This is a genomic window from Agrobacterium salinitolerans (assembly GCF_027498475.1).
Lineage (GTDB): Bacteria > Pseudomonadota > Alphaproteobacteria > Rhizobiales > Rhizobiaceae > Agrobacterium > Agrobacterium salinitolerans.
Window position 1 is genome coordinate 386,655 of sequence record NZ_JAPZLN010000005.1, and the last position, 24,623, is coordinate 411,277.

The 24,623-nt window shown below is 59.5% G+C and carries 18 protein-coding genes; 13 read left to right on the forward strand and 5 right to left on the reverse strand.

Going from position 1 to position 24,623, the window contains the following annotated elements:
- From O9X91_RS19410 to O9X91_RS19420, 3 genes are read right to left on the reverse strand one after another with little or no spacing between them, the layout of a single operon-like run.
- A complete protein-coding gene (locus O9X91_RS19410; protein ID WP_269826694.1) occupies positions 1–843 on the reverse strand; it encodes a carbohydrate ABC transporter permease in 843 nt (280 codons plus the stop codon).
- Positions 840–1,781 carry a carbohydrate ABC transporter permease gene (locus O9X91_RS19415; protein WP_269833895.1) on the reverse strand — a complete coding sequence of 314 codons (942 nt, stop codon included), beginning with the start codon at positions 1,779–1,781 and terminating at the stop codon, positions 840–842. Before O9X91_RS19415 ends, O9X91_RS19410 begins: the two co-directional genes overlap by 4 nt.
- Positions 1,782–1,798: 17 nt before the next feature.
- Complete coding sequence (locus O9X91_RS19420) at positions 1,799–3,052, reverse strand: extracellular solute-binding protein (protein ID WP_269826695.1); 1,254 nt, start codon at positions 3,050–3,052, stop codon at positions 1,799–1,801.
- A 254-nt stretch (positions 3,053–3,306) separates the two neighbouring features.
- On the opposite strand from O9X91_RS19420, the gene O9X91_RS19425 reads away from it, so the two are divergent.
- From O9X91_RS19425 to O9X91_RS19435, 3 genes are read left to right on the forward strand one after another with little or no spacing between them, the layout of a single operon-like run.
- Positions 3,307–4,533, forward strand: coding sequence for an ROK family transcriptional regulator (locus O9X91_RS19425; RefSeq protein WP_269826696.1), 1,227 nt, complete (start codon positions 3,307–3,309; stop codon positions 4,531–4,533).
- A 19-nt stretch (positions 4,534–4,552) separates the two neighbouring features.
- Complete coding sequence (locus O9X91_RS19430; protein WP_269826697.1) at positions 4,553–6,955, forward strand: PIG-L family deacetylase; 2,403 nt, start codon at positions 4,553–4,555, stop codon at positions 6,953–6,955.
- A complete protein-coding gene (locus O9X91_RS19435; protein ID WP_269826698.1) occupies positions 6,952–7,860 on the forward strand; it encodes a DMT family transporter in 909 nt (302 codons plus the stop codon). The genes O9X91_RS19430 and O9X91_RS19435 overlap by 4 nt, the downstream gene beginning before the upstream one ends.
- An 18-nt stretch (positions 7,861–7,878) precedes the next feature.
- On the opposite strand, the gene O9X91_RS19440 is transcribed toward O9X91_RS19435, so the two are convergent.
- Both O9X91_RS19440 and O9X91_RS19445 read right to left on the reverse strand, forming a co-directional pair.
- Positions 7,879–8,340, reverse strand: coding sequence for a hypothetical protein (locus O9X91_RS19440; RefSeq protein ID WP_162520598.1), 462 nt, complete (start codon positions 8,338–8,340; stop codon positions 7,879–7,881).
- 77 nt (positions 8,341–8,417) lie between these two features.
- A complete protein-coding gene (locus O9X91_RS19445) occupies positions 8,418–9,305 on the reverse strand; it encodes an AraC family transcriptional regulator (protein ID WP_077983929.1) in 888 nt (295 codons plus the stop codon).
- A gap of 197 nt (positions 9,306–9,502) precedes the next feature.
- On the opposite strand from O9X91_RS19445, the gene melA (O9X91_RS19450) reads away from it, so the two are divergent.
- From melA (O9X91_RS19450) to O9X91_RS19495, 10 genes are all read left to right on the forward strand, one after another.
- On the forward strand, positions 9,503–10,969 hold the full coding sequence (gene melA, locus O9X91_RS19450; RefSeq protein WP_142913850.1) for an alpha-glucosidase/alpha-galactosidase: 1,467 nt from the start codon (positions 9,503–9,505) through the stop codon (positions 10,967–10,969).
- A 105-nt stretch (positions 10,970–11,074) separates the two neighbouring features.
- A complete protein-coding gene (locus tag O9X91_RS19455) occupies positions 11,075–13,162 on the forward strand; it encodes an ABC transporter substrate-binding protein (protein ID WP_077983928.1) in 2,088 nt (695 codons plus the stop codon).
- A gap of 145 nt (positions 13,163–13,307) precedes the next feature.
- Positions 13,308–14,315 carry an ABC transporter permease gene (locus O9X91_RS19460; RefSeq protein ID WP_077983927.1) on the forward strand — a complete coding sequence of 336 codons (1,008 nt, stop codon included), beginning with the start codon at positions 13,308–13,310 and terminating at the stop codon, positions 14,313–14,315.
- Between the two features lies 1 nt (position 14,316).
- A complete protein-coding gene (locus O9X91_RS19465) occupies positions 14,317–15,453 on the forward strand; it encodes an ABC transporter permease (RefSeq protein ID WP_142913848.1) in 1,137 nt (378 codons plus the stop codon).
- A 12-nt stretch (positions 15,454–15,465) separates the two neighbouring features.
- Positions 15,466–17,133 (forward strand): ABC transporter ATP-binding protein, encoded by a 1,668-nt coding sequence (locus O9X91_RS19470; protein WP_142913847.1) that lies wholly within the window; start codon positions 15,466–15,468, stop codon positions 17,131–17,133.
- A gap of 22 nt (positions 17,134–17,155) precedes the next feature.
- Complete coding sequence (melA, locus tag O9X91_RS19475; RefSeq protein ID WP_077983924.1) at positions 17,156–18,529, forward strand: alpha-glucosidase/alpha-galactosidase; 1,374 nt, start codon at positions 17,156–17,158, stop codon at positions 18,527–18,529.
- A 310-nt stretch (positions 18,530–18,839) separates the two neighbouring features.
- On the forward strand, positions 18,840–19,904 hold the full coding sequence (locus O9X91_RS19480; protein WP_077983923.1) for an HlyD family secretion protein: 1,065 nt from the start codon (positions 18,840–18,842) through the stop codon (positions 19,902–19,904).
- Positions 19,905–19,915: 11 nt separating this feature from the next.
- Positions 19,916–22,684: a ribosome-associated ATPase/putative transporter RbbA gene (gene rbbA / locus O9X91_RS19485; protein ID WP_269833894.1), complete on the forward strand. Its 2,769-nt coding sequence runs from the start codon at positions 19,916–19,918 to the stop codon at positions 22,682–22,684.
- A complete protein-coding gene (locus O9X91_RS19490) occupies positions 22,681–23,799 on the forward strand; it encodes an ABC transporter permease (RefSeq protein ID WP_142913844.1) in 1,119 nt (372 codons plus the stop codon). Before rbbA ends, O9X91_RS19490 begins: the two co-directional genes overlap by 4 nt.
- 133 nt (positions 23,800–23,932) lie before the next feature.
- A complete protein-coding gene (locus tag O9X91_RS19495; protein ID WP_162520596.1) occupies positions 23,933–24,535 on the forward strand; it encodes a hypothetical protein in 603 nt (200 codons plus the stop codon).
- The last annotated feature ends 88 nt before the right edge of the window (positions 24,536–24,623 follow it).

Sequence of the window (24,623 nt, forward strand, 5' to 3'; positions counted from 1 at the left end):
TTATCCTTTCAGACCCGCCAGCATCACACCGCGAACGATGTAGCGTTGCAGGACGATGAAGACGATGAGGGTGGGGATGGTCGCAATGGCGGCGCCCGTCATGATCATTTCCCACTGGATCTGCTGTTCCACGGCAAAGCTCGAAAGACCGACCGGCAGCGTGTAAAGCTCCTTGCTTGTCGTGACGATCAGTGGCCAGAAGAAGGCTGTCCAGTTGCCGAGGAAGGTGAAGATCGCGAGTGCGGAGAGCGCCGGTGTGACGAGCGGCAGGGCGACTTTCCACCAGATCTGGAATTCGTTGAGCCCGTCGACGCGCGCGGCCTCGATGAAGTCGTTCGGAACCGTCTCGAAGAACTGCTTCATCAGGAAGGTGCCGAAGGCCGTCATCATGCCCGGGAACATGATGCCCCAGTAGCTGTCGAGCCAGCCGAGCTGACTGGACATCAGATACCAGGGAATGACGAGCATTTCGGTCGGTATCATCAGCGTCGAGAGGATTGCGAGGAAGATGAAATAACGACCGCGGAACTCGAATTTCGCCAGCGTGTAGCCGACAAGACTGTCAAAGAAGCAGTTGGACACGGTAACGATGACCGCAACCAGCATGGAGTTGAAGAACCAGCGCAGGAAACGGCCATCAGCCATCACGGTCATGTAGTTCGCAATTGTCGGTGCCGCGGGAATGAGCCTGAGATCATAGACCTGATCCGCCGTCTTGAACGAGGTCGCGAACATGAACAGCAGCGGCGAAACCATGATCAGGCCGCCGATGAACAGCAGCGTCCAGGCGACGATGCGGCCGGGGCGGATGCGGGCGTGGGAGAGTGGCGGCGCTTCGCTCATTTCTTTTCCCTCAGCACCCAGAGCTGGACCAGCGACACGGCAAGAAGAATGGTGAACAGGACGACCGTCTGCGCAGCGGCATACCCCATCGCATAGGAATTGAACGCAGTCTGGTAGATCATCAGCACCAGCGGTTTGGTGGAGCCAAGCGGCCCGCCCGGATCATTGGTGGTCATGTTATAGACTTGGTCGAAAATCCGCAGGAAACCGATCGAGGAAAACACCACGAGGAAAACGGTGGTAGGTTTCAGGAGCGGCAGCGTGATCTTGCGCAGGATCGCCCATTCACCCAACCCGTCGATACGCGCGGCTTCATAGAATGTCGTGGGAATCGCACGCAGGCCGGCCATGAAGATGATGATCTGGAAGCCGAGCCCCGCCCAGATGGCTGTCACCATGACCGCATAGAGCGCCTGATCGGTGGAGCGGATGAAGGGCTGCTGGGGAATGCCGATCATGCCGAACACGTCGTTGATGATGCCGATGGGCGGCGGCTGATAGAACCAGCGCCAGACCCAGGCCATGGCCGCTGCAGTCGTCAGATAGGGCAGGAAATACAGCGCGCGAATGAAACCATGCAGAATGCGCACCCGGTCGAGATAAAAGGCGATGACGAAAGCAAGGACGAGACTGATCGGCGTGCCGACGATGAGATAGGTGAAGGTGTTTTTGAACACCTTCCAGAATTGCGGATCCTTGAACAGCTTGACGTAATTGGCGGCGCCGATGAACTTTGCTGGCCTGAGCAAGTCCCAGTTGGTGAAGGACAGATAGAAGGCCTGCAGTGTCGGGTAAAACCGGATGACGCTGTAAAACAGGATCGGGATCGCCAAAAAGCTCCAGATCCACAAAAGCCGTTTGGTGCGCATGGAAAGGCGATCTCCGAAGGAGCCGCCGGGGCGGCCGGATGCCGCCCCTTGTTGATCTATCGCTGTCATTGTTGGACCTGCGGTTTTCAGGGTTTCGCCGCGTCGATGATTTCCTGCTCGGCCTCGGCGGCCTGCTTGATGGAGTCCTCAACCGACTGGCCCTCGAGGAGGACACGGTTTGTCATGTCGATGGCGTTTTGCCGCTGGGCTGCCTCATCCATGAACAGCGTCGTATGGGCATATTCCAGACCCTTCAGGAACGGCGCGTAGATCGGGTCCTTCAGGTTTTCTTCGGTCAGTGCCGCCGAGCGCCGCGCCGGCAACTCGCCCACCGTCTTCAGCCAGATCGCCATGGCTTCCGGGGAAGAGATATAGGCAAGGAACTTCTTGGAGGCCTCAAGCTCTTCACCCGTGGTCTTGGCGCTGATTCCGTTGGCGAAGTAGCTCGCATAGTTGGAGCGGATATTCTTGTCATTGGTGGGAAGTTCGGTCACGCCCCACTCGAAATCCTTGATGGTGCGGAACGAGCCGAGCCGGAAGGTGCCGTCGATGGTCATGCCCGCCTTGCCGGCGCGGAAGGCGGCCTGGCCTTCATCCATGAAACCCACCTGGCCGATCTTCTTTTCAAGCTGCAGGCTGGTATAGAATTTCAGGGCCTGAATGCCCGGCTCGCTATTATAGGCGACCTTCTGGTCGTTGTCGGTATAGGGCTCGCCGCCATATTGGCGGATGAGGACTTCACGCCACCACTGATGGTCCTGTCCACCCATGTCGAGCGTGGAACCGGCAACGGTGAGGTTTCCGGCGGCATCGTGCTTGGCGATCTTTTCCGCGGCGGCGACGAATTCATCGAGCGTCTTCGGTGGATTGGAGGGATCGAGACCGGCTTCGGTGAAGAGCTTCTTGTTGTAGAACAGCGCCAGCGAACGAACCGCTGTCGGCAGGCCATAATAGTCGTCGCCGCGTTTCATGGCGCTGACGATCGGGAAAAATTCGCTTTCGATCTTGTCATGCGGGAAGGTATCGGCCGGCAGTGGCTGCAAAATGCCGCCGGCTGCGAACTTGTCAAGCCAGCCGTAAAACAGCTGCATCACGTCCGGGCCATTGCCGGACATGTTGGCGGCGATCACGCGCGTTTGGTAATCGGCGTAAGGAAAGGTCACCTGCTTGACGGTGATATCAGGATTGGCCTTCTGGAATTCCGCGATCAGCTCGTCCATGGCTTTCACACGGGTGTCGAAGACATATTGCCAATATTCGATTTCCACCGCCTGCGCGGCGTTGAATGCAAATGTGCTGAAACCGGCGACCAAGCCGGCGAACAGAGTTGCCCTGCGCATGTAAGCCTCCTTTTCCTCCGTCCGGTCTTCCGGATGCGGAGCGATCGTTCCCTTTATTCGCGCTTTCGCGCGCGCTCATCGATTTGCCGGCAGCGGAGTTTCCTCTTCCGCCCCATGCAAACCTGACCCCCGGTCGCCCTCTACGGTTCTCTGAAGGCGCGCATTTGTCAATAAGATAATTTACTTGAATTATTATATTGCGCTTATCCTCAATTCGACGCTATGAATTTTCCAACAGACGGGAAGTTGAAGAGATGACGGTGCACACGGTGGACGCTTATCCCGTAGCAATCGGAAAAAATCCCGAGCGAAGCCGGGAGCACAACAGGCGAGTCGTTCTCGACCTCGTCCGGCGGCATGGCTCACTCGGTCGCGCCCAGATTGCCAAGATTACCCATCTTACCCCGCAGGCGGTTGCCAATATCGTCGACGAGCTGGTTGGCGAGGAATTGCTCAAGGAACTCGGCCGTCGTCGCACCGGCAGGGGCCAGCCGCCGATCCAGTTCGCGGTCAATCCGGATGGCGGGGCGACCATCGGCGTGGAAATTGCCGCCGACCATATGGTCACGGTCGGTCTCGATCTTGCCGGCGTGTTGCGTACTCATCGTGTTACACCCCTCAAGGACACGACGCCGGACGCCATATTCAAGACTTTTGCCGCCGAGCACGCTGCCGTTGCGAAAAATCTCGGCTGCAGGCTGCTTGGCACCGGGGTTGTCATGCCCGGTCCTTTCGAGATCGATGGCATGACGTCCGTCGGGCCGACGACGCTTTCCGGCTGGGGCGGCATCGATGCCCGGCAGATGCTGGGGGAAGCCTGCGGTCAGCCGGTCGTGGTGGAAAACGATGCGACGGCCGCCGCTGTCGGCGAACGGCTGTTCGGTGCGGGCCTGGCCATCCCGAATTTCTGCATGATCTATTTCGGCGTCGGTATCGGCCTCGGCATCATTCAGGATGGTTCACCCTATCGCGGCGCATTCGGAAATGCCGGCGAAATCGGCCACGTGACCGTCTCGCCAAAGGGAAGGCCTTGCCCCTCCTGCGGGCAGAGAGGGTGCCTCGAAGCCTATGCCTCGGTTTACGTGCTGAAGGAAAAACTTGTCTGCGCCGGTGTCGCGGATACGCAGCTTGACGATCTGGAAGCCCTGTTCAAAGCGGGCAATCCGGTGGTGATGGAATGGATCGAGGATGCCGCCGCCCATCTGGCGCCCATGGTTGCGATGCTCGAGAATATTCTCGATCCGCAGACTGTCATTCTCGGCGGTGCGCTGCCTGAGATCGTCATCAGTGAAGTCATTGCGCGGATGGGCACTTTGCCAACCTCGGTCGCAAGCCGGCGACAGCGGGAACTGCCGCGTGTCATGCACGGCAAATCCGGACAGTTGACGGCGGCACTCGGTGCGGCCGCCTTGCCGCTGTTCGACATCGTCACACCAAAACTCGAGACATCCACGGGAGCTGCAACGCAGGCACCCGGTTGAAATTTGGAGGAGACCGCCCATGCTTAACCCTCGGGAGCGCATCGAACGGCAGATGGCCGATCCGTGGCTTGTCCGGCTGCACCGCAAGCTGAGCGCGTTGAAATCCACCGTGACCGTCATGCACACCGGCGCGCATCCCGACGACGAGCAGAACGGACTTCTGGCCTATTTTCGCATGAAACTCGGTATGCGGATCATCATCGCCTGCTCCACACGCGGCGAGGGCGGGCAGAATGCGCTGGGGCCGGAAAGGCTGGGCGCGCTTGGCGTCATCCGGTCGCGGGAGCTGGAGGAGGCCGCCCGCGTCATCGATGCGGATATCAGCTGGCTCGGCCATGGCCCAGCGGATATCATTCACGACTTCGGTTTTTCCAAGGATGGCGACCAGACATTTAACCGCTGGGGGCAACAACGCATCGTCGAGCGGCTGGTGCGCGCCTACCGCAAGGAACGCCCGGATATCGTCATCCCGACCTTTCTCGATGTGCCGGGACAGCATGGGCACCACCGCGCCATGACGCGGGCGGCAAAGAGCGCCATCGCGCTGGCGGCCGATCCTGCCGCCTATCCCGAGCATATTGCCGAGGGGCTTAAACCTTGGCAGGTGGCCAAATATTACCTCCCCGCATGGTCTGGCGGTGGCGACACCTATGATGACGAAGTGCCGCCGCCGGAGACGACGCTGATAGTCAATGCTCCGGGCAAGGAGGCGGCCACCGGTGCGCAATATGACCGCATCGGCGAATGGTCGCGTTATTATCATGCCTCGCAGGGAATGGGTCATTGGCCGAAATGGGCGCAGGAGGTCTGGCCGCTGCATCTGGAGCTCTCGGATGCCGTCGGCGGCGAGGAAAGCTCGATCCTCGACAGGCTTCCGTCTTCACTCACCGACCTTGCGACTTTTCCGGGGCTGGATGCGGAATTGTCAAAGGCGCTGGTCAAGGCCGAACAGGCAATAAGCCAAGCAATCGCGGCCTTTCCCGACAGGCGGAATATCACGGCGTCGCTTCTTGCTGCGGCGGCTCTTTTGCAGACGGTAGATGAAGCCGCAGCTGCGGATTTCAAGGAGCTGCACGGGCATCGGATCGCACGCAAGCGGGTGCAGGTCGACGCCGCTATCCTGACGGCGCTCGATGTTTTCGAGCGGGCCTATGCCGAGCCGGGGGAGATCGTTCCGGGTGGAACATCGGTTCTTTCCGTGGAGCTTTCAGACAAGGCGGGCGAATTTGACGTCGAGGTCACGCCGGTCCTTCCAGCGGGTGTCTCGTCGTCCGTTCAGTCGCGTGGCAGGACGCTGGTCTTTTCGCTTGCCGCCGATCGGGATGCCGCTGTTTCCGGGCTTTATCAGCCCGACTGGAAAGCCCTGGGCGGCAATGGCCATGCCTTTGTGCTGCTTTCCGCAACGGTTGAAGGCAGAAAGGTCTCGGCCGCCTTCGATCTGGAGGAGCCGTTTTTCGTAACGCCCGCGCAGTCGCTGACGATTGCGCCCGATGCCCTTTTGGTTCCACTTGGAAAGGTGCAGGATGCCCATGTCTTTCAGGCGCATGTGAAGGGCGCCGATGCGCCTCTGTCGTTCAGGACTACGGGCGGCTGGAACCTGCGCAGAAACGGCGGCGACTGGATTGCGGAACGCACTGGCGATGTGACGGCAGGCCTTGCCAGAATAGAAGCGCTTGTCGGTTCGCAACCCGCTTTCCAGATCACGCCCATCGCCTATCCGCATATCGGCAGGGCAAGGTTTCTGGCGCCGTCCGTTTTGAATATCCTGTCGCTGGACCTCAAACTGCCCGAGGGCGCACACGTCGGTTATGTCGGCGGCGGCGCCGACAGGGTGGGTCTTTGGCTTTCGCGCATGGGTCTTAATGTTTCCGAACTCGATGCTCAGGCGCTTGGCGGCGACCTGTCATCTTTTACGACGATCGTTATCGGCATCTTCGCCTTCGGAATCCGCAAGGACCTGGCCGCGGCAACGGAAAAGCTTCATCGTTTCGTTGAAGGCGGCGGCCATCTCGTCACGCTCTATCATCGGCCGACCGATGGATGGGATCCGGAGACGACGCCTGTGAGACGGCTTGAGATCGGCAGGCCTTCCTTGCGCTGGCGTGTAACCGACCCGCAGGCGGAGGTAACGGTGCTGGCGCCCGAACATCCGCTGCTTGCCGGCCCCAACAGGATCAATGCCGCCGACTGGGCGGGGTGGGACAAGGAACGCGGGCTTTATTTCGCCGCGCGCTGGGATGATGTCTACGAGCCATTACTCGCCATGCATGATGTCGATGAGCAGCCGCTCAAGGGCGCGCTGGTCTCCGGTATCATAGGCAAGGGCCGTCACACCCATACCAGCCTTGTTTTGCATCACCAGATTGACAAGCTTGTGCCCGGGGCCTTCCGCCTCATGGCCAATCTTGTGCAGCCGGCGTGAATGGCGACGGCCAAAGCGAAGAACAGGAAACCCCGCGCGAAACGGATACGCGCGCGGGCATAGGCTGGCTGTTGCTGGATATGACCCTTGTTGCGGGCGGAATGACCGCGCTCGTCAAGGCGCAGGGCGTCACCTATCCCGCCTTCCAGCTTGTCTTTATCAGGGCGATGATCGGTCTGATGTTCATCCTGCCACTCATCTGGCGGCACAGGCGGGAAATGGCGCGCGTCAAATATCCCTGGCGCAACATCTTCCGCATCTGCTGCAACGCCATCGCACTCACCAGCAATTTCATCGCCATCACCCTTTTGCCGCTTGCGACCGTCAATGCCATCGGTTTCTCGCGGCCATTGGTGACGATGGCAATGGCTGTTGCCTTTCTCGGTGAAAGCGTGAGCCGTTTTCGCTGGACCGGTGCCTGTCTTGCATTTGTCGGCGTTCTGGTTGTCATCGGGCCGGGAGGCGCGGAGTTTGGCGCGGGTGTGGTTGTCGTTCTGGTCTCGGTGGTGTTCGGCGCGCTGGCAGTGATCCAGACCCGGGCGCTGCGGCAGGAGAATACCACGGTCATGATGGTGTTCTATACGGTGGGCCTCGCCGTCATCACCGCCGTTCCGGCGATCTGGACATGGAAACCGGTTGCGTCATTCGACTGGGTTCCGCTGCTCGGCATCGGATTGCTGGCGCAGATGGGGCAATATTGCTTCCTGCGGGCCTATCGCGTTGCCGATGCCAGCATCCTTGCGCCTGTCAGCTATCTGTCGATCCTGTTCGTGACCGCAGTCGGATATTTCCTGTTTGACGAAGTGCCGGAGGCCCGTGTGGTGTTTGGCATCGTTATTATTCTCGTTTCGCTCCAGGCGACCGCCCTTGCGGAATATCTGCTGAAAAGGCTGCGTCGCAAATAGTGACGGGTCGATCTGCCTCTATTGCGCCAGAAGCCGGAGCCTGATCCAGTTCAGTGCCGCGAGTTTGAGGCGATCGTAAAACGACCGTGCGAAACGCACATAGCGCATGATCCATGCAAGCCAGGGATAGGTGAGGAGCTTTTCCCGGCCGGCGTGATAGATGCGCTCGACGATCAGGAATGTTGCGAGATGGGCGAGGATCGTGAGAACCAACCCCATCTTGACGGCGCCATGGGCGATGAGAAGAAGACCGATGATCTTCATGGGTTCGGCGATGGCGAATGGCACGGCTAGGCAAAGGAGAATGGCAAGGCGCGGCAGTCGCGCGATCCGGCTTTCCAGTCGCCTGATGAATGTCAGCCCGGATATGGCCCTGATGACGGGCCGGTAGAGCGGGCGAACAATACCGTCGAGGATCAGGGCGAAAACGATGATCGCCCGAAGCGGAAAGACGAGGATCGTCCGGATTATGCTCTTCACCTCGGCGGGTCTCCAAAAAGGGGCGTAACGCCCATCCTTAATCGCCTGAAACATGTCAAAACGAAGTCGCGTTGCGTTCAGCCCTGCCGCACGCTCGCATACATGCCGGTGGTGCGGAATTCGCTGGGGTTGGTGCCGTAGAGCCTGCGAAAGACCTTGGAGAAATAGTTCGGGTCCTCGAACCCGCACAGCACCGACACTTCCTTGATGGGAAGGTCGGCAGCCGAGGTCAGAAGCTTGGCCGCTCGGCGCAGGCGTCGCTGCAGCACGAATTCCGCCGGCGACAGGCCTTCGCTTGCCGCGAAGATGCGGGAAAAATGTGCGCGGCTGAGGCCTGCCACCGCCGCAAGGTCGCTGACCGAAAGCCGTTCGCCGAGATGGATGTCGATGTAGCTCAGCACCTGCTGCATGGTGCGATATTCGCCCCCGAAAGATGGATGAGAACCGAAGACATCGTCATAAAGCGTCATCGCCGCCTCATAGGCAACGGCGGAGGCAGCGCCTGGCGTTTCCGCGCCATTGACGAGGCGGGAACAGCATTCGGCGAGATGATCCACGGTTTCGGGCTGGAGCTTGAGGATCGGGCCGGTAACGGAAAGGATATTGCGGTGAATGCGCAATGCTTCCTCGCCATTCATGGAAATCCAGAAGAATTCCCATTGCTTGCCCTCTTCAAGCCAGTAGCGGTGATTGTGAGGAATGAGCAGCAGCAGGGTTTCGCCCGGCCTAACGACGTAATGGCGGTTTTCGTAACGCAGGTTGCCCTGTCCGCCGATACAATATTGCAGCACGGTGAACGGCGTCTGGCCGCGCTTGCGCCCGTCCCAGTCGTAATTGCCGCTGCGGCGGATTTCATAACCGCTGCTGGTCGGCATGGTGTGCAGCGTCTGGCGGCCGCGCGGCAGCGAAACTGTTCGCATACAGGGGCCCTGGTCGATCAAATCTTGCAGCACAAAATTACCCATGAAAGCATAATCCTTCTCTGGCCCTCACCGATATTATACGCATAATCCCGATCCGAGGAGACAGCCAGCAGGATATTGTTGCTGAAATATTGGGATGAAGGCCGGTTTTCCGGGATTCTTAACGGTATTTTTCTGCAATGCCATTTTACGATCCTTCGGCCCGTTTCACCCGTTCGATTTGCAACAGAGGTGGCGTTATGAGTTTCAAAATCGCTATTATTGGCGCAGGCAGCGTCGGTTTCACGAAAAAACTGTTCACCGATCTCCTGTGTGTGCCGGAGTTTCGCGACATTGAAGTCGCGCTCACGGATATCAGCCAGCACAATCTGGATATGATCAGAGCGATCCTCGACAAGATCGTTGAGGCTAATGGTTTCCCCGTCAAGGTGACGGCCGATACCGACCGCCGCCGGGCGCTGGAGGGCGCGAAATATATCATCAGCTGCGTGCGGGTCGGCGGTCTGGAAGCCTATGCCGACGATATCCGCATTCCGCTGAAATACGGCGTCGACCAGTGCGTGGGCGATACGATCTGCGCTGGCGGCATTCTCTATGGTCAGCGTAACATTCCGGTCATTCTGGATTTCTGCAAGGATATCCGCGAAGTCGCAGCACCGGGTGCGAAATTCCTGAACTATGCCAACCCCATGGCCATGAACACCTGGGCGGCCATCGAATATGGCAAGGTGGACACGGTCGGTCTCTGCCACGGCGTGCAGCACGGCGCGGAACAGATCGCCGAAATTCTTGGTGCTAAATCCACGTCCGAGCTGGATTACATCTGCTCCGGCATCAACCACCAGACATGGTTCATCGATCTGCGCCTCAACGGCCGCAAGATCGGAAAAGATGAGCTGGTTGCCGCCTTCGAGGCGCATCCGGTCTTCTCACAGCAGGAGAAGCTGCGCATCGACGTGCTGAAGCGTTTCGGCGTCTATTCGACCGAAAGCAACGGTCACCTCTCCGAATATCTGCCGTGGTATCGTAAGCGACCGGAGGAGATCAGTCGCTGGATCGACATGTCCGACTGGATTCATGGCGAAACCGGCGGGTATCTTCGCCACTCCACCGAAACACGCAACTGGTTCGAAACCGAGTTTCCGCAGTTCCTGGCGTCTGCCGCCAAGCCGATCGATCCGGCCAGGCGCTCCAACGAACATGCGAGCCATATTCTCGAGGCGCTGGAGACGGGGCGTGTCTATCGCGGCCATTTCAACGTCAAGAACAATGGCGTCATCAGCAATCTGTCGGCGGACGCCATCATCGAATCCCCCGGTTTCGTCGACCGTTTCGGCATCAATATGGTCTCGGGCATCACCTTGCCGGAAGCCTGTGCGGCTACCTGCATGGCCTCCATCAACGTCCAGCGCATGTCGGTGCATGCGGCGGTCAGCGGCGATATCGATCTTTTGAAGCTTGCCGTGCTGCATGATCCGTTGGTCGGCGCCGTCTCAACGCCAGAGGAGGTCTGGCAGATGGTGGATGAGATGGTTGTCGCGCAGGCGCGCTGGCTGCCGCAATATGCCGATGCCGTTCCGGCAGCAAAGGAGCGGCTTGCGAAATCAACCGTCAAGACGCGTGACTGGGCGGGGGCCGCCCGCCGCAACGTGCGTTCCATCGAAGAATTGCGGGCCGAAAAATCGGCACTCAAGAAGGCTGTTTGAGGAAAAAGCATGAAAACAGGCCGGTGGCGAAAGGGAGTTCGCCGTCCGGTCTTAACGATCACAGAGGGTGGGCGCTCGAAGAGCTGCCATTTGGGAGGAAAAACGATGTTACTTCAACACAGGATCGGTATCATCTCGGCACTGGGTCTCGGTGTTTCGATGATCGCACTCAATGCGAATGCCTTCGAGACCACCACGCCGCCCGAGCCGCCGCAATTTCCGGCCGAAGGCAAGATCAATTATGTGGCGCGTGACTCGATCCTCGAATTCAAGGCGCTGCCGGACTACAGCGAACCTGACTGGATCACAGAGAAATTCGAAAAGACCGGCAAGCTGCCGCCCTTGAAAGAGCGCCTGCCGGAAGAGCCTCTGGTCTACAAGACCGGCAATATGCCCGACGGCATGGGTGTTTACGGCGACACGATGCGCCATGTGGTGGGCGGCAGGCCCGAGGGCTGGAACTACATTGCCGGCCAGAGCCAGGGCTGGGGCGGCATCGATATCGCCCTTTCCGAATGCCTGACGCGCACCGCGCCGCTCTTCCAGGTGGATGCCAAGGATACCGAACCGCTGCCCAATCTGGCGAAAAGCTGGGAATGGTCCGAAGACGGCCACAAGCTGACGATGCATCTCGTCAAGGGTGCCAAGTGGTCCGACGGCGAGCCCTTCAACGCCGATGACGTGATGTTTTACTGGGAAGACGCCGTCATCGATCCCAATGTCTCACCGCTTGGCGGCGGTGCATCACCGGAGGCTTTCGGCGAGGGAACGACGCTGAAGAAGGTCGATGACTACACCGTCGAATGGACGTTCAAGGCGGCGTTTCCCAAACAATATCTCTACACCATGGCCTATCCGAGCTTCTGCCCCGGCCCGTCGCATCTCTTGAAGCCCCAGCATCCCAAATATTCCAAGAACACCTATAACCAGTTCAAGAACGCGTTCCCGCCGGAATATATGAACATGCCGGTCATGGGCGCGTGGGTGCCGGTGTCATACCGGCCGGACGATCTCATCGTTCTGCGTCGCAACCCCTATTACTGGAAGGTCGATGAGAAGGGCCAGCAGCTGCCCTATCTCAACGAAGTTCACTACAAGCTCTCCACCTGGGCAGACCGTGATGTGCAGGCCGTGGCGGGATCTGGCGATTTCTCAAACCTGGAACAGCCGGAAAATTTCGTCGCTTCACTGAAACGCGCCGCCGAGCCCAATGCGCCGGCCCGCCTTGCCTTCGGGCCGCGCCTCATCGGCTATAATCTGCAGATGAACTTCTCCGCCAATGGCTGGGGCAATCCGGACGAGCGCGGGCAGGCCATTCGCGAGCTGAACCGCAACGAGGTGTTCCGGCAGGCCGTTACATCGGCCATCGACCGCAAGGCCGTCGGCGACTCGCTGGTGAAGGGTCCGTTCACGGCGATCTATCCGGGCGGCATTTCGTCTGGCACCAGTTTCTATGATCGCGCCTCCACGGTCTATTACCCCTTCGACCTTGAGGGAGCCAAGGCCGCACTCGCCTCGATCGGCCTGAAGGACACGGATGGCGATGGTTTCCTGAATTTCCCGAAGGAAACGCTGGGCGGTCGCAATGTCGAAATTACCCTTCTCGTCAATAACGGTTACGCGACGGACAAGAGCCTCGCGGAAGGTCTTGTTGGCCAGATGGCGAAACTCGGCCTGCGCGTCGTTATCAACAGTCTCGATTCCAACCAGCGCGACGCCGCCCATTATGGCGGACAGTTCGACTGGCTGGTGCGGCGCAACTCCACCGAGCTTTCATCCGTGGTGCAAAATACCGAGCAGCTTGCCCCTGTCGGCCCGCGCACCAGCTGGAACCATCGCTCGCCCGAAGGCAAGGAACTCGATCTGATGCCGTTCGAGAAGGAGATGGCCGACATCGTTCGCAAATTCATCTCGTCGCAAGACAATGCCGAGCGGGCGGAACTGATGAAGCAATATCAGAAGGTATATACGCAAAACCTCTATACGATTGGCCTCACCGAATATCCCGGCGCACTGATCGTCAACAAGCGGTTCTCGAATGTGCCGCAGGGCACGCCGATCTTCATGTTCAACTGGGCCGAAGATTCCATCATCCGCGAACGCCTTTGGGTCGCAGCCGACAAGCAGGGCAAATACGAACTTTTCCCGCAGCAGCTTCCCGGCAAGCCGGGCGAGGGCGGGCCGATCAACTAAAGCATTTCCAGGAAAAGCGGACACTGCTTTTTCGTCTGAAAATGCCAAGACCCTGAAGAACTCCTCCCGGAGCACACCCGGTACCGGTCGCGCGTGAAGCGCGGCCGGCAACACACGGCCCATCCAAACCGAGGAAGACCGTTCGATGCTGAGATTTCTGACGATACGCGTGGCATCCGCCATTCCGGTGCTGCTGATCCTGAGCGTGGTGACCTTCGCCATCATTCAGGCGCCGCCCGGTGATTATGCCGACTACATCCGCTCGCAGCTGATGAACCAGGGCGGGGCGTCCTTCGAACAGGCGGAAGCGCAGGCGCAGGCTTACCGTATCGAACACGGTCTCGATAAGCCGCTCGTCATTCAATATTTCAACTGGATCGGGGGCATCGTCACCCGCGGCGATTTCGGCTACAGCTTCTATTACAACAAGCCGGTTGCCGATGTGGTTGGCGAACGCCTGCCGCGCACCATTGCGCTGGCGCTGGTCTGCCACATCTTTGCGTCCATTCTCGGCATCGCTTTCGGCATCTGGGCGGCCACACGGCAATATTCCTGGGTCGACAACCTTCTCTCCACCATCGCCTTCCTCGGCATGACGATCCCGCGTTTCCTGATGGCGCTGATCCTTGTTTATCTCATGGTGTTTCATTTCGACGTGTCGGAGATCGGCAGTTTCTTTTCGCCGCAATATGGCGGGGCGCCCTGGTCGTGGGCAAAATTCGTCGATCTCGTCAGCCATGTCTGGCCGGTGGTCGCCATCGCCGTCTTCGGCGGCCTTGCCTACAATATGCGGGTCATGCGCGGCAATCTGCTCGATACGCTGAATGCGCAATATGTCGAGACAGCCCGCGCCAAGGGGCTTTCAGAAGGCGCCGTCATCATGCGCCATGCGGTGCCGAATGCCGTGCACCCGCTCGTCATGTATCAGGGCGTGGTGCTGCCCTATATGTTGAGCGGTGAAATCGAGACCGCGATCATCTTCGCGCTGCCGACCGTCGGCCCGGCCATTGTCGGCTCCATGGCGGTGGGAGATGTTTATGTCACCGCCACCTTCATGATGGTGCTGGCTGCAACGCTGATCGTCGGCAACATCATCGCCGACATGCTGCTCGCCATGCTCGACCCGCGCGTCCGCGAATTCGGGAGGGCCTGAGATGATGGCGTTTGACGACGTGAAAACCGAAACTTCCACCGCGGCGAAACCCGACCGCTCCACCCATGGCAACGAGACCTATCTCGCACTGGTCTGGCGGCGTCTCCGGCGCTCTTTTACTGGCATGGTCGGGCTGGTGCTGGTAGCGCTGTTGATCCTGATTGCCGTCTTTGCGGATTTCTTCGCGCCGATGAACCCGCTTGAAACCAATGCCAGCTTTTCGCCGCCGCAGGTGGTCAGTTTCTTCGACAAAGACGGCAATTTAAGCCTTGCACCACGCGTCTATGCCATCGCCGAGACGGAGGAACTCGATCCCGTCACCTTCCAGCCCATCGTCGGGCCGGATTACGACAATCCCGTCTATCTCGGCTTCTTCGTCAAAGGTGCGGAATACAGGCTGTTGGGTCTTATCCCGATGAGCTGGCATTTCTTCGGCTCGACCGATGGCCAGCCTGTCCATTTTCTCGGCACCGACAAGTTCGGACGCGACGTGCTGTCGCGCGCCATTTACGGCTCGCGCATCTCGCTTGCCATCGCCTTAAGCGTCGTCGCCATCGTCACCGTCATCGGCACCAGTGTCGGTCTGATATCAGGATATTTCGGCGGGCCGCTGGATGCCTGGGTGCAGCGTTTTGTGGAAGTGGTGCTGGCCTTTCCCCAATTGCCGCTTTATCTCGCGCTAACCTCGCTCATTCCGGTCACCGCACCGACGACCGTGTTCCTTGTCTTTGTGGTCGGCGTCATGTCGGCGCTTGGCTGGGCGCAGATGTCGCGCGAGGTGCGCGGCAAGACGCTGGCGCTCGCGCGTATCGATTATGTGCGGGCGGCGATTGCCGTTGGCGCGACCGACCGGCGCATCATCTTCCAGCACATCCTGCCGAATGTGATGAGCCATGTGATCGTTGCTGTGACCTTGCATATTCCAAGCGTCGTTCTGCTCGAATCCTTCCTGGGGTTCCTTGGCTTTGCGGTCAAACCACCGCTCATCTCCTGGGGCCTGATGCTGCAGGATACGGCGACCTATTCCGTCATCGGCTCCTATCCGTGGATCCTTGCCCCGGTCGGTTTCGTGCTGGTCACCGTCTTTGCTTTCAACGCGCTCGGCGACGGCCTGCGCGATGCCGTCGATCCCTATTGAGAGGAGCGTGAAATGGAAGCTGCCAAGAACAAGGCCTACGCCCCCGCCATCCGCTTCGATGCCGATGACCGTCAGGATAACGCCATCATTGATGCCCGCAACATTGCCGTGACCTTCAAGGTGGAGCACGGCACGGTGGAGGCGGTGAAGGACATCTCCTTTCAGCTTTACCGGGGCGAGACGATTGCCATCGTCGGCGAGTCCGGTTCGGGAAAATCCGTCACGGCCCGCACGATCATGGGGCTTCTGACGAAGCGGGCTTCGGTTTCGAAATCCGCTACCGTGCGGTTCAACGGTGACGACATATTGAAATTCTCGAGCAGCAAACGCCGGGCGCTGCGCGGAAACCGCATCTCGATGATCTTTCAGGAGCCGATGAGTTCATTGAACCCGATCTATACGATCGGCAGTCAGATCGTCGAGGCGATCCGCGTCCATTCGAAGCTCAGCCGCAAGGAAGCCGAGGCGAGGGCGCTCGATCTGCTGCGGCAGGTGCAGATACCGGAGCCGGAAGCGCGGCTGAAACAATATCCGCACCAGCTTTCCGGCGGCCAGCGGCAGCGTGTGATGATCGCCATGGCGCTTTCCAACGATCCGGATGTGCTGATTGCCGATGAGCCAACCACTGCGCTCGATGTGACGGTGCAGGCGCAGATTCTCAACCTCATACGCGATCTGCAGAGGAAGCGCGGCATGGCCGTGGTTCTCATCACCCATGACCTGACGATCGTGAAGCAGTTTTCCGATTACGTCTATGTCATGCAGCATGGTGAGATGCGCGAGCACAACACAACGGAAAAGCTCTTCGAAGCGCCGCAACACCCCTATACGAAAAAGCTGCTTGCCTCCGAACCGCATGGCACGGCAAAGCCGCTGCCGGAAAAGTCCGGCGTGCTGCTGACGGCAAGCGGCGTGCGCGTCTCTTTCATGATGCGTTACGGCGGGCTGTTCAAACCGGAACTGAAGGAACTGATCGCCGTCGATGGTCTGGGGCTCACCCTCAGGCGGCACGAGACATTGGGCCTCGTCGGTGAATCCGGTTCCGGCAAGACGACCTTCGGACAATCCCTGCTTCGGCTGAACGAGCCGGCGGGCGGCGAAGTGGTCTTTGACGGCGAAAGGGTCGATGGCCGCTCCCGCGCCGAAATGCGGCCTTTGCGTTCGCGCATGCAGATCGTCTTTCAGGACCCATTCGCCTCGCTCAATCCGCGCATGACAATCGGTCAGATCATCGAGGAAGGTCTTGTCGTCAATGGCCTTGGCCGGACGAAAGCCGAAAGGCTGGACCGGGTGCGCGACGCCCTTGAGGCGGCCGGCATGCCCGGCAACATCCTCTCCCGTTTCCCGCATGAGTTCTCCGGCGGCCAGCGCCAGCGCATCGCCATTGCCCGTGCGGTGGCGCTGGAGCCGGAATTCATCCTGCTCGATGAGCCGACCTCGGCGCTCGATCTTTCCGTTCAGGCACAGATTATCGACCTTCTGCGCAAGCTGCAGGATGAGCGGGGCTTAAGCTACCTGTTCATTTCGCACGACCTGAAAGTGGTCCGCGCGCTCTGCCACCGCGTCATCGTCATGCAGCGCGGGCAGATCGTTGAGCAAGGCCCTGTCGAGGATGTGCTGAGCAACCCTAAAACCGAGTATACTCAGCGGCTTGTACGGGCCGCCTTTGAAATCGCTTGAATTCACAATGCCGGAGGTAGACATGGCAAGAGATCCCAAGATCACATTCATCGGTGCAGGCTCCACGGTGTTCATGAAGAACATCATCGGCGACGTGCTCCAGCGTCCGGCCCTTTCGGGCGCCACCATCGCGCTGATGGATATCAATCGTGAAAGGCTGGAAGAAAGCGCCGTCGTCGTCAACAAGCTGATTTCGACGCTGGGGGCAAAGGCGAAAGCCGAGACCTACACCGACCAGAAAAAGGCGCTTGCCGGTGCTGATTTCGTTGTCGTCGCCTTCCAGATCGGCGGGTACGAACCCTGCACGGTCACCGATTTCGAGGTGCCACGCAAATACGGCCTGCGCCAGACCATCGCCGATACGCTCGGCGTCGGCGGCATCATGCGCGGCCTGCGCACCGTGCCGCATCTGTGGAAAATCTGCGAGGACATGCTGGCCGTCTGCCCCAACGCCATCATGCTGCAATATGTGAACCCCATGGCGATCAACACCTGGGCGATTGCGGAGAAATATCCGACGATCCGGCAGGTCGGCCTTTGTCATTCCGTGCAAGGCACGGCCATGGAACTCGCCCACGATCTCGATATTCCTTACGAGGAAATTCGCTACCGTTCGGCCGGCATCAACCACATGGCGTTTTTCCTCGAATTCGAACACCGCCAGCCCGATGGCAGCTACAAGAACCTCTATCCGGACCTCGTGCGCGGCTACCGCGAAGGCCGGGCGCCGAAGCCTGGTTGGAACCCGCGTTGCCCCAACAAGGTGCGTTACGAGATGCTGACGCGGCTTGGTTATTTCGTCACAGAAAGTTCCGAACATTTCGCCGAATATACGCCCTATTTCATCAAGGAAGGGCGCGAGGATTTGATCGAAAAATTCGGCATCCCGCTCGATGAATATCCTAAGCGCTGCATCGAGCAGATCGAGCGCTGGAAGGACCAGGCGGCTGCCTATCGTTCGGCCGACACGATTGAGGTCAAGCCATCGAAGGAATATGCCTCCTCCATCATCAACTCGGTCTGGACCGGCGAGCCCTCCGTCATCTATGGCAATCAGCGCAACAATGGCTGCATCACCTCGCTGCCATCGGATTGCGCGGCGGAAGTGCCCTGCCTGGTCGACCATAACGGCGTGCAGCCCACCTTCATCGGCGAATTGCCGCCGCAGCTCGCCGCGCTGATGCGCACCAACATCAATGTGCAGGAACTGACGGTGCGGGCGCTGATGAGCGAAAACCGCGAGCACATCTTCCATGCGGCGATGATGGACCCTCACACGGCGGCGGAACTGGATCTCGACCAGATCTGGTCGCTGGTGGACGATCTGCTGCTCGCCCATCGCGACTGGCTGCCGGAATGGACGCAGGTGGAGGTGAAGCGGGCGCGCGCGGTGTAAGGCGCGGTTGCTGCAGCCAATGAGAGGTGGCGGGTTTTCGTCTGCGGTCGAGTTCACCGAAACGCCTCTCTCGATATTCGATGTCATCCTCGGGACGAGTTGTCTCGAGGATCCAACCACGTAGCGAAACCTCCCTTGCACTTGACTTGTGTCAAAGCCGCAAAACACACCCTCACTTAAACAGGCCTTAACCCGGCCCGTTCCCCTGAATAGGAGAAATGTCGGGTGCGAATACTAAACGCAATGGTGGCTGGCTTCTTCGGTTTCATCGTATTACGGTTGAAATTCGAAGGGTTCATGGGGAAGACGGATGTCTAAAAAAGGCTTGCTCGTTGGTCTGGTGGTTCTGGTTATTGCCGGTATCGCCTATTTCTCCTGGTCAAAGCTGAAGGGTGAGGGGCTTCCTGCCGGATTTGTGGCCAGCAACGGCCGGATCGAAGCAGTCGAAATCGACATTTCCACCAAGACCGCAGGCCGCCTTCAGGACATCATGGTGCGTGAAGGCGATTTCGTGAAGGCGGGGCAGGTGCTGGCGCAGATGGACACCGCCCAGCTGGAGGCGCGGAAGCGTCAGGCCGAAGCACAGTTTCGCCGTGCGAAAATAGCAATCGATACTGCCCACAGCCTTGTCGCCCAGCGGGAAGCCGAAAAAACCTCGGCGCTGGCGGTGGTCGAACAGCGCAAGGCCCAGCTCGATTCTGCCTCCAAGACCTATGCACGCTCGAAACAGCTGCTGACCGGCAACGCCGTTTCGCAGCAGATCGTCGATGACAGTGAAGCCGCCGAGCAGTCCGCCCGCGCCACGCTTGCCTCCGCCCAGGCCTCGCTTGCCGCCTCCGATGCCGCAATCAACGCGGCCAAGGCGCAGATCGTCGATGCCGAGGCGGCGGTGGACGCCGCGCAGGCCGATATTGAAAGCATCGAGACTGATATCGCCGATGCGACGCTGAAATCACCCCGCGACGGCCGCGTGCAATATCGGATCGCCCAGCCCGGTGAGGTGCTGTCCGCCGGTGGACGGGTTCTGAACCTCGTCGATCTCGGCGATGTCTATATGACGTTCTTCCTGCCGACAGCCGAGGCCGGTCGCACGTCCATGGGCTCGGATGTGCGCCTGATACTGGACGCGGCCCCGCAATATACCATTCCGGCGAAAGTTTCCTTCGTCGCCGATGTCGCGCAGTTCACGCCGAAGACCGTTGAAACTGAAGAGGAACGTCAGAAGCTCACCTTCCGGGTGCGGGCGCAAATCCCGCAGGAACTGCTGCAGAAATATATCCAATATGTCAAAACCGGGCTGCCCGGCATGGCCTATGTCCGGCTTGATCCACAGGCCGCCTGGCCGGAAAACCTCGAACGCAATCTTGTCAAGTGAGGGGGGCCGCGATGGTCACGCCCTCCGCAACGAATGACAGAAATGCACCGGTCGCGCGGCTGACCGATGTGCGGCTGACCTTCGGAAGCACCATCGCGCTGGCCGATATATCGGTCGAGATCCCCGCCGGGCGGATGATAGGGCTTATCGGGCCGGACGGTGTCGGCAAATCGAGCATGTTGTCGCTCGTCTCTGGCGCGCGCGCCATCCAGAATGGCAAGGTGGAGGTTCTGGGTGGCGATATGTCCGATCCGCGTCACCGCGAGGATACCTGCCCGCGTATTGCCTACATGCCGCAGGGTCTTGGCAAGAACCTTTATCCCACCCTGTCCGTCTTCGAGAATATCGACTTTTTCGGCAGGCTGTTCGGGCAGGGCAGTAGGGAGCGGCAGGCGCGCATTGCCGAGCTACTGAAAAGCACTGGCCTCGAGCCCTTCGCCGACCGCCCCGCGATGAAGCTTTCCGGCGGCATGAAGCAGAAGCTCGGGCTCTGCTGCGCGCTGATCCACGATCCTGACCTGCTCATTCTCGATGAGCCGACCACCGGCGTCGACCCGCTGTCACGCCGGCAATTCTGGGAGCTGATCAGCTCCATCCGGGCCGGGCGTCCGGGTATGAGCGTCATCGTTGCCACGGCCTATATGGAAGAGGCCGCAGGTTTCGACTGGCTGGTCGCCATGGACGGCGGCAAAATACTCGCCACCGGCTCACCCGCCGAACTTCTCGAGCGCACCTCCGCACCCAATCTCGACGCCGCCTTCATCGCGCTTCTTCCCGAAGAAAAGCGCAAGGGTTACCACGAGGTGCATATCGCGCCGCGCAAGGTGGCGGGTGAGGCCGATTATGCCATCGAGGCGTCGCATCTCAGCATGCGCTTCGGCGATTTTACCGCCGTCGACAATGTCAGCTTCAAGATTCCGCGCGGCGAGATTTTCGGCTTTCTCGGCTCCAATGGCTGCGGAAAATCCACGACCATGAAGATGCTGACCGGGCTTCTGGCGGCTAGCGAAGGCGAAGCCAAGCTCTTCGGGCACAAGGTGGATGCCAGCGACATGGCAATCCGCCACCGCGTCGGTTACATGAGCCAGGCCTTCTCGCTTTATTCAGAGCTGACCGTGCGGCAGAACCTCGATCTTCACGCTCGCCTGTTCAAGCTGCCGGAAGACACCATTCAGCCGCGTATCGCCGAAATGGCCGAGCGTTTCGATCTCGGCGCTGTCATGGAAACACTGCCGGACGACCTGCCGCTCGGCATCCGGCAGAGGCTGTCGCTTGCGGTGGCGATGATCCATTCGCCTGATATTCTCATCCTCGACGAGCCGACCTCCGGCGTCGACCCTGTGGCGCGCGACGGGTTCTGGCAAATCCTTGCCGATCTCTCGCGCAACGACAATGTCACCATCTTCATCTCCACCCATTTCATGAACGAGGCGGAGCGTTGCGACCGCATTTCGCTGATGCATGCCGGTAAGGTGCTGATCAGCGATACGCCTGACGCGATTACCAGGAGCCGCAATGCCGCAACGCTTGAAGAGGCTTTCGTCGCCTATCTCGAGGATGCCTCGGGTGTGAAAAAGGGAAAGCCTGCGACACAGCCCACACCGGCAGCGGAGGTGCCAGCGACGCAACATGCCGCACCCACGCGCAAGAGGTTTTTCGATTTCCGGCGCATGTTCAGCTATACCCGCCGCGAGGCGCTGGAGCTGCAGCGGGACCCCATTCGCGGAACGCTGGCGGTGCTCGGCAGCGTCATCCTGATGTTTGTCATCGGATACGGCATCAATCTCGATGTCGAGGACCTGACCTTCGCGGTGCTGGACCGCGACGATTCCACCATCAGCCGTGACTACGTGCTCGATATTGCCGGCTCCCGTTATTTCATCGAAAAGGAACAGATCCGCGATTATGCCGATATGGATCGGCGGATGCGTGACGGGGAACTCAGCCTCGCCATCGAAATTCCCCCCGGTTTCGGCCGGGATGTCTTGCGCGGCAAAACCGTGGAGGTGGGCGCGTGGATCGACGGCGCCATGCCGCAGCGGGCGGAAACCGTTCGCGGATACGTGCAGGGCATGCACCAGACATGGCTGGCGCGCAAGGCCGTCGAGATTTACGGCAGCGCGGCGACGCAGAGCAGTTTCAGCATCGAAACGCGCTATCGTTACAATCCTGACGTCAAAAGCCTCGTCGCCATGGTGCCGGCGGTCATTCCGCTGCTGCTGATGCTCATTCCCGCCATGCTTTCGGCACTCAGCGTCGTCAGGGAAAAGGAGCTCGGCTCCATCGTCAATCTTTACGTGACGCCGACCACGCGCCTGGAATTCCTGATCGGCAAGCAGCTTCCGTATGTGGCTCTTGGCATGCTTAATTTCCTGCTTCTGACGGCTTTCGCCATCTTCATCTTCCAGGTGCCTTTCACCGGAAGTTATCTCGCCTATGCGACGGGAGCGCTGCTCTATGTCATCATTGCCACCTCCATCGGCCTACTCATGTCGTCCTTCATGAAAAGCCAGATCGCGGCAATCTTCGGCACGGCCCTGCTGACGCTTATTCCTGCAACGCAATATTCGGGCATGATCGATCCCGTTTCATCGCTACAGGGGGCGGGCGCCTTTATCGGCAACATCTATCCCGCTACCTATTTCATGACCATTTCGCGCGGCACCTTTTCGAAGGGGCTGGATTTCGCCGGGCTCTCCGGCTCTTTCCTGCCGCTTCTCATCGCCATTCCGCTGCTTCTCATTGCCGGCGCCGCACTTTTGAGGAAACAGGCGTCATGAAGCTGTTTTCGTCCAACATCTTCCAGCTCGGCATCAAGGAACTGCGCGGCCTTGCGCGCGACGGCATGCTGCTGCTGCTCATTGTCTACGCCTTCACGCTGCAAATCTACACCGGCTCCAGCGCGCTGCCGGAAACGCTGAACAATGCCGCCATCGCCATTGTCGACGAGGATCAGTCGCCGCTTTCCGGCCGCATCAGTACGGCGTTTTATCCACCCTATTTCGCACCGCCGAAGCAGATTTCCATTGCGGAAATGGACAAGCGCATGGATGCGGGTCTCGATACTTTCGCGCTCAACATCCCGCCGGATTTCCAGCGCCGGCTGATGGCCGGGCAGCAGCCGGCCATCCAGCTCAATATCGACGCCACCCGCATGAGCCAGGCCTTCAGCGGCGGCGGTTATGTGCAGAACATCGTAACCAGCGAAGTTCAGGAATATGTCAACCGCTCTCGCGGAGCGACGTCGGCGCCTGTGGACCTGACATTGCGACCCCGTTTCAACCCGGAGCTGGACAAGTCGTGGTTCGGGTCGATCAACAACATCATCACCGCCATCACCATGCTGTCGATCGTGCTGACGGGGGCGGCGCTCATTCGCGAGCGTGAGCATGGCACGGTCGAGCATCTGCTGGTCATGCCGGTCACGCCGCTGGAAATCATGCTCAGCAAGGTCTGGTCCATGGGCCTTGTCGTGCTGGTGGCCTCGGCATTTTCCCTGTTCGTGGTCGTCAGGGGGCTGCTCGCCATTCCGATCGAAGGCTCGCTTTCACTTTTCCTGCTTGGAACGGCATTGCAACTCTTCGCCATGACGTCGATGGGCATCTTCCTTGCGACCGTCGCAGGTTCCATGCCGCAATTCGGCATGTTGCTGATCCTGTTCCTGCTGCCTTTGCAGGTGCTCTCCGGCGCCATGACGCCACGTGAAAGCATGCCTGATATCATCCAGTACATCATGCTTCTCGCACCCAACACCCATTTCGTCATTCTGGCGCAATCGGTGCTCTTCAGGGGGGCGGGGCTGGATGTGGTCTGGCCGCAACTGCTGGCGTTGCTCGCCATCGGCTTTGCGCTTTTTGTTTTCGCGCTTCGCCGTTTCAGGCGGTTCCTGCGCTGACCCCAGCGCATGCGCCTTTTTCACCCGTTTCCGCGCGCGTTGAATTTATTGTGTTCGGTAACGGTATGTTCGCCTTCCGTGAATATGCCTATGAGGACGACTGGGTAAGCGGGCTTTGTTCAGGAGTAGCAAAATGAATATTACAGCACGTCTGCCACTGGCAGCCATGATCGCACTGGTGGCAACGCCATCCCTCGCGTCGGAAGATATGACGTTGCAGACGAGCGAAGCGATATTCGGCTTTGGCGGCGTCCTGACGAAAGAAGACATGCTGAAAAGTGCAGCCCTCATTCCGGTGGAATATGAGCGCAACGCCATTCTGGGCGGCGGCTATCAGTTCTACCCTTACCATATCGGCAATGTGAAACTCGGCGGCGAAATCGGCGTTGCCGCCAGGTTCGGCAAAGGCTTTACGGGTGAAGTCTGGGCGGGTCCCGTCGCGCGTTACGAGCAGATCAGGCTCGGAGAGCGTCTGTTCATCACGCCAAGCTTTACCGCCGGCCTCAGCCTTGTCACGGATGCGCAGCGGGGCCGCGAGCGTGAACAGGAAATCAAGGACGACGGCAACGCCAATGTCCTGTTTTATCTGGGGCCGGAAATCAACGTGTCCTTCAGCGAGGATTCCCCGACGGAATTTTTCTGGCGGCTGCACCACCGCTCCGGCGGCGGCAAGACGCTGGGCAATATGAAGGGTGCGACGAACGCCAATGTCTTCGGCGTCCGCTATAAATTCTAGGCTGCTCGACGGGGTCCGGGTCTGCAGGCGGCCAAAACTTCATCCGCCTTTCTCATTTTCGCACGCCACAGGTCGGAACCCGTGCATG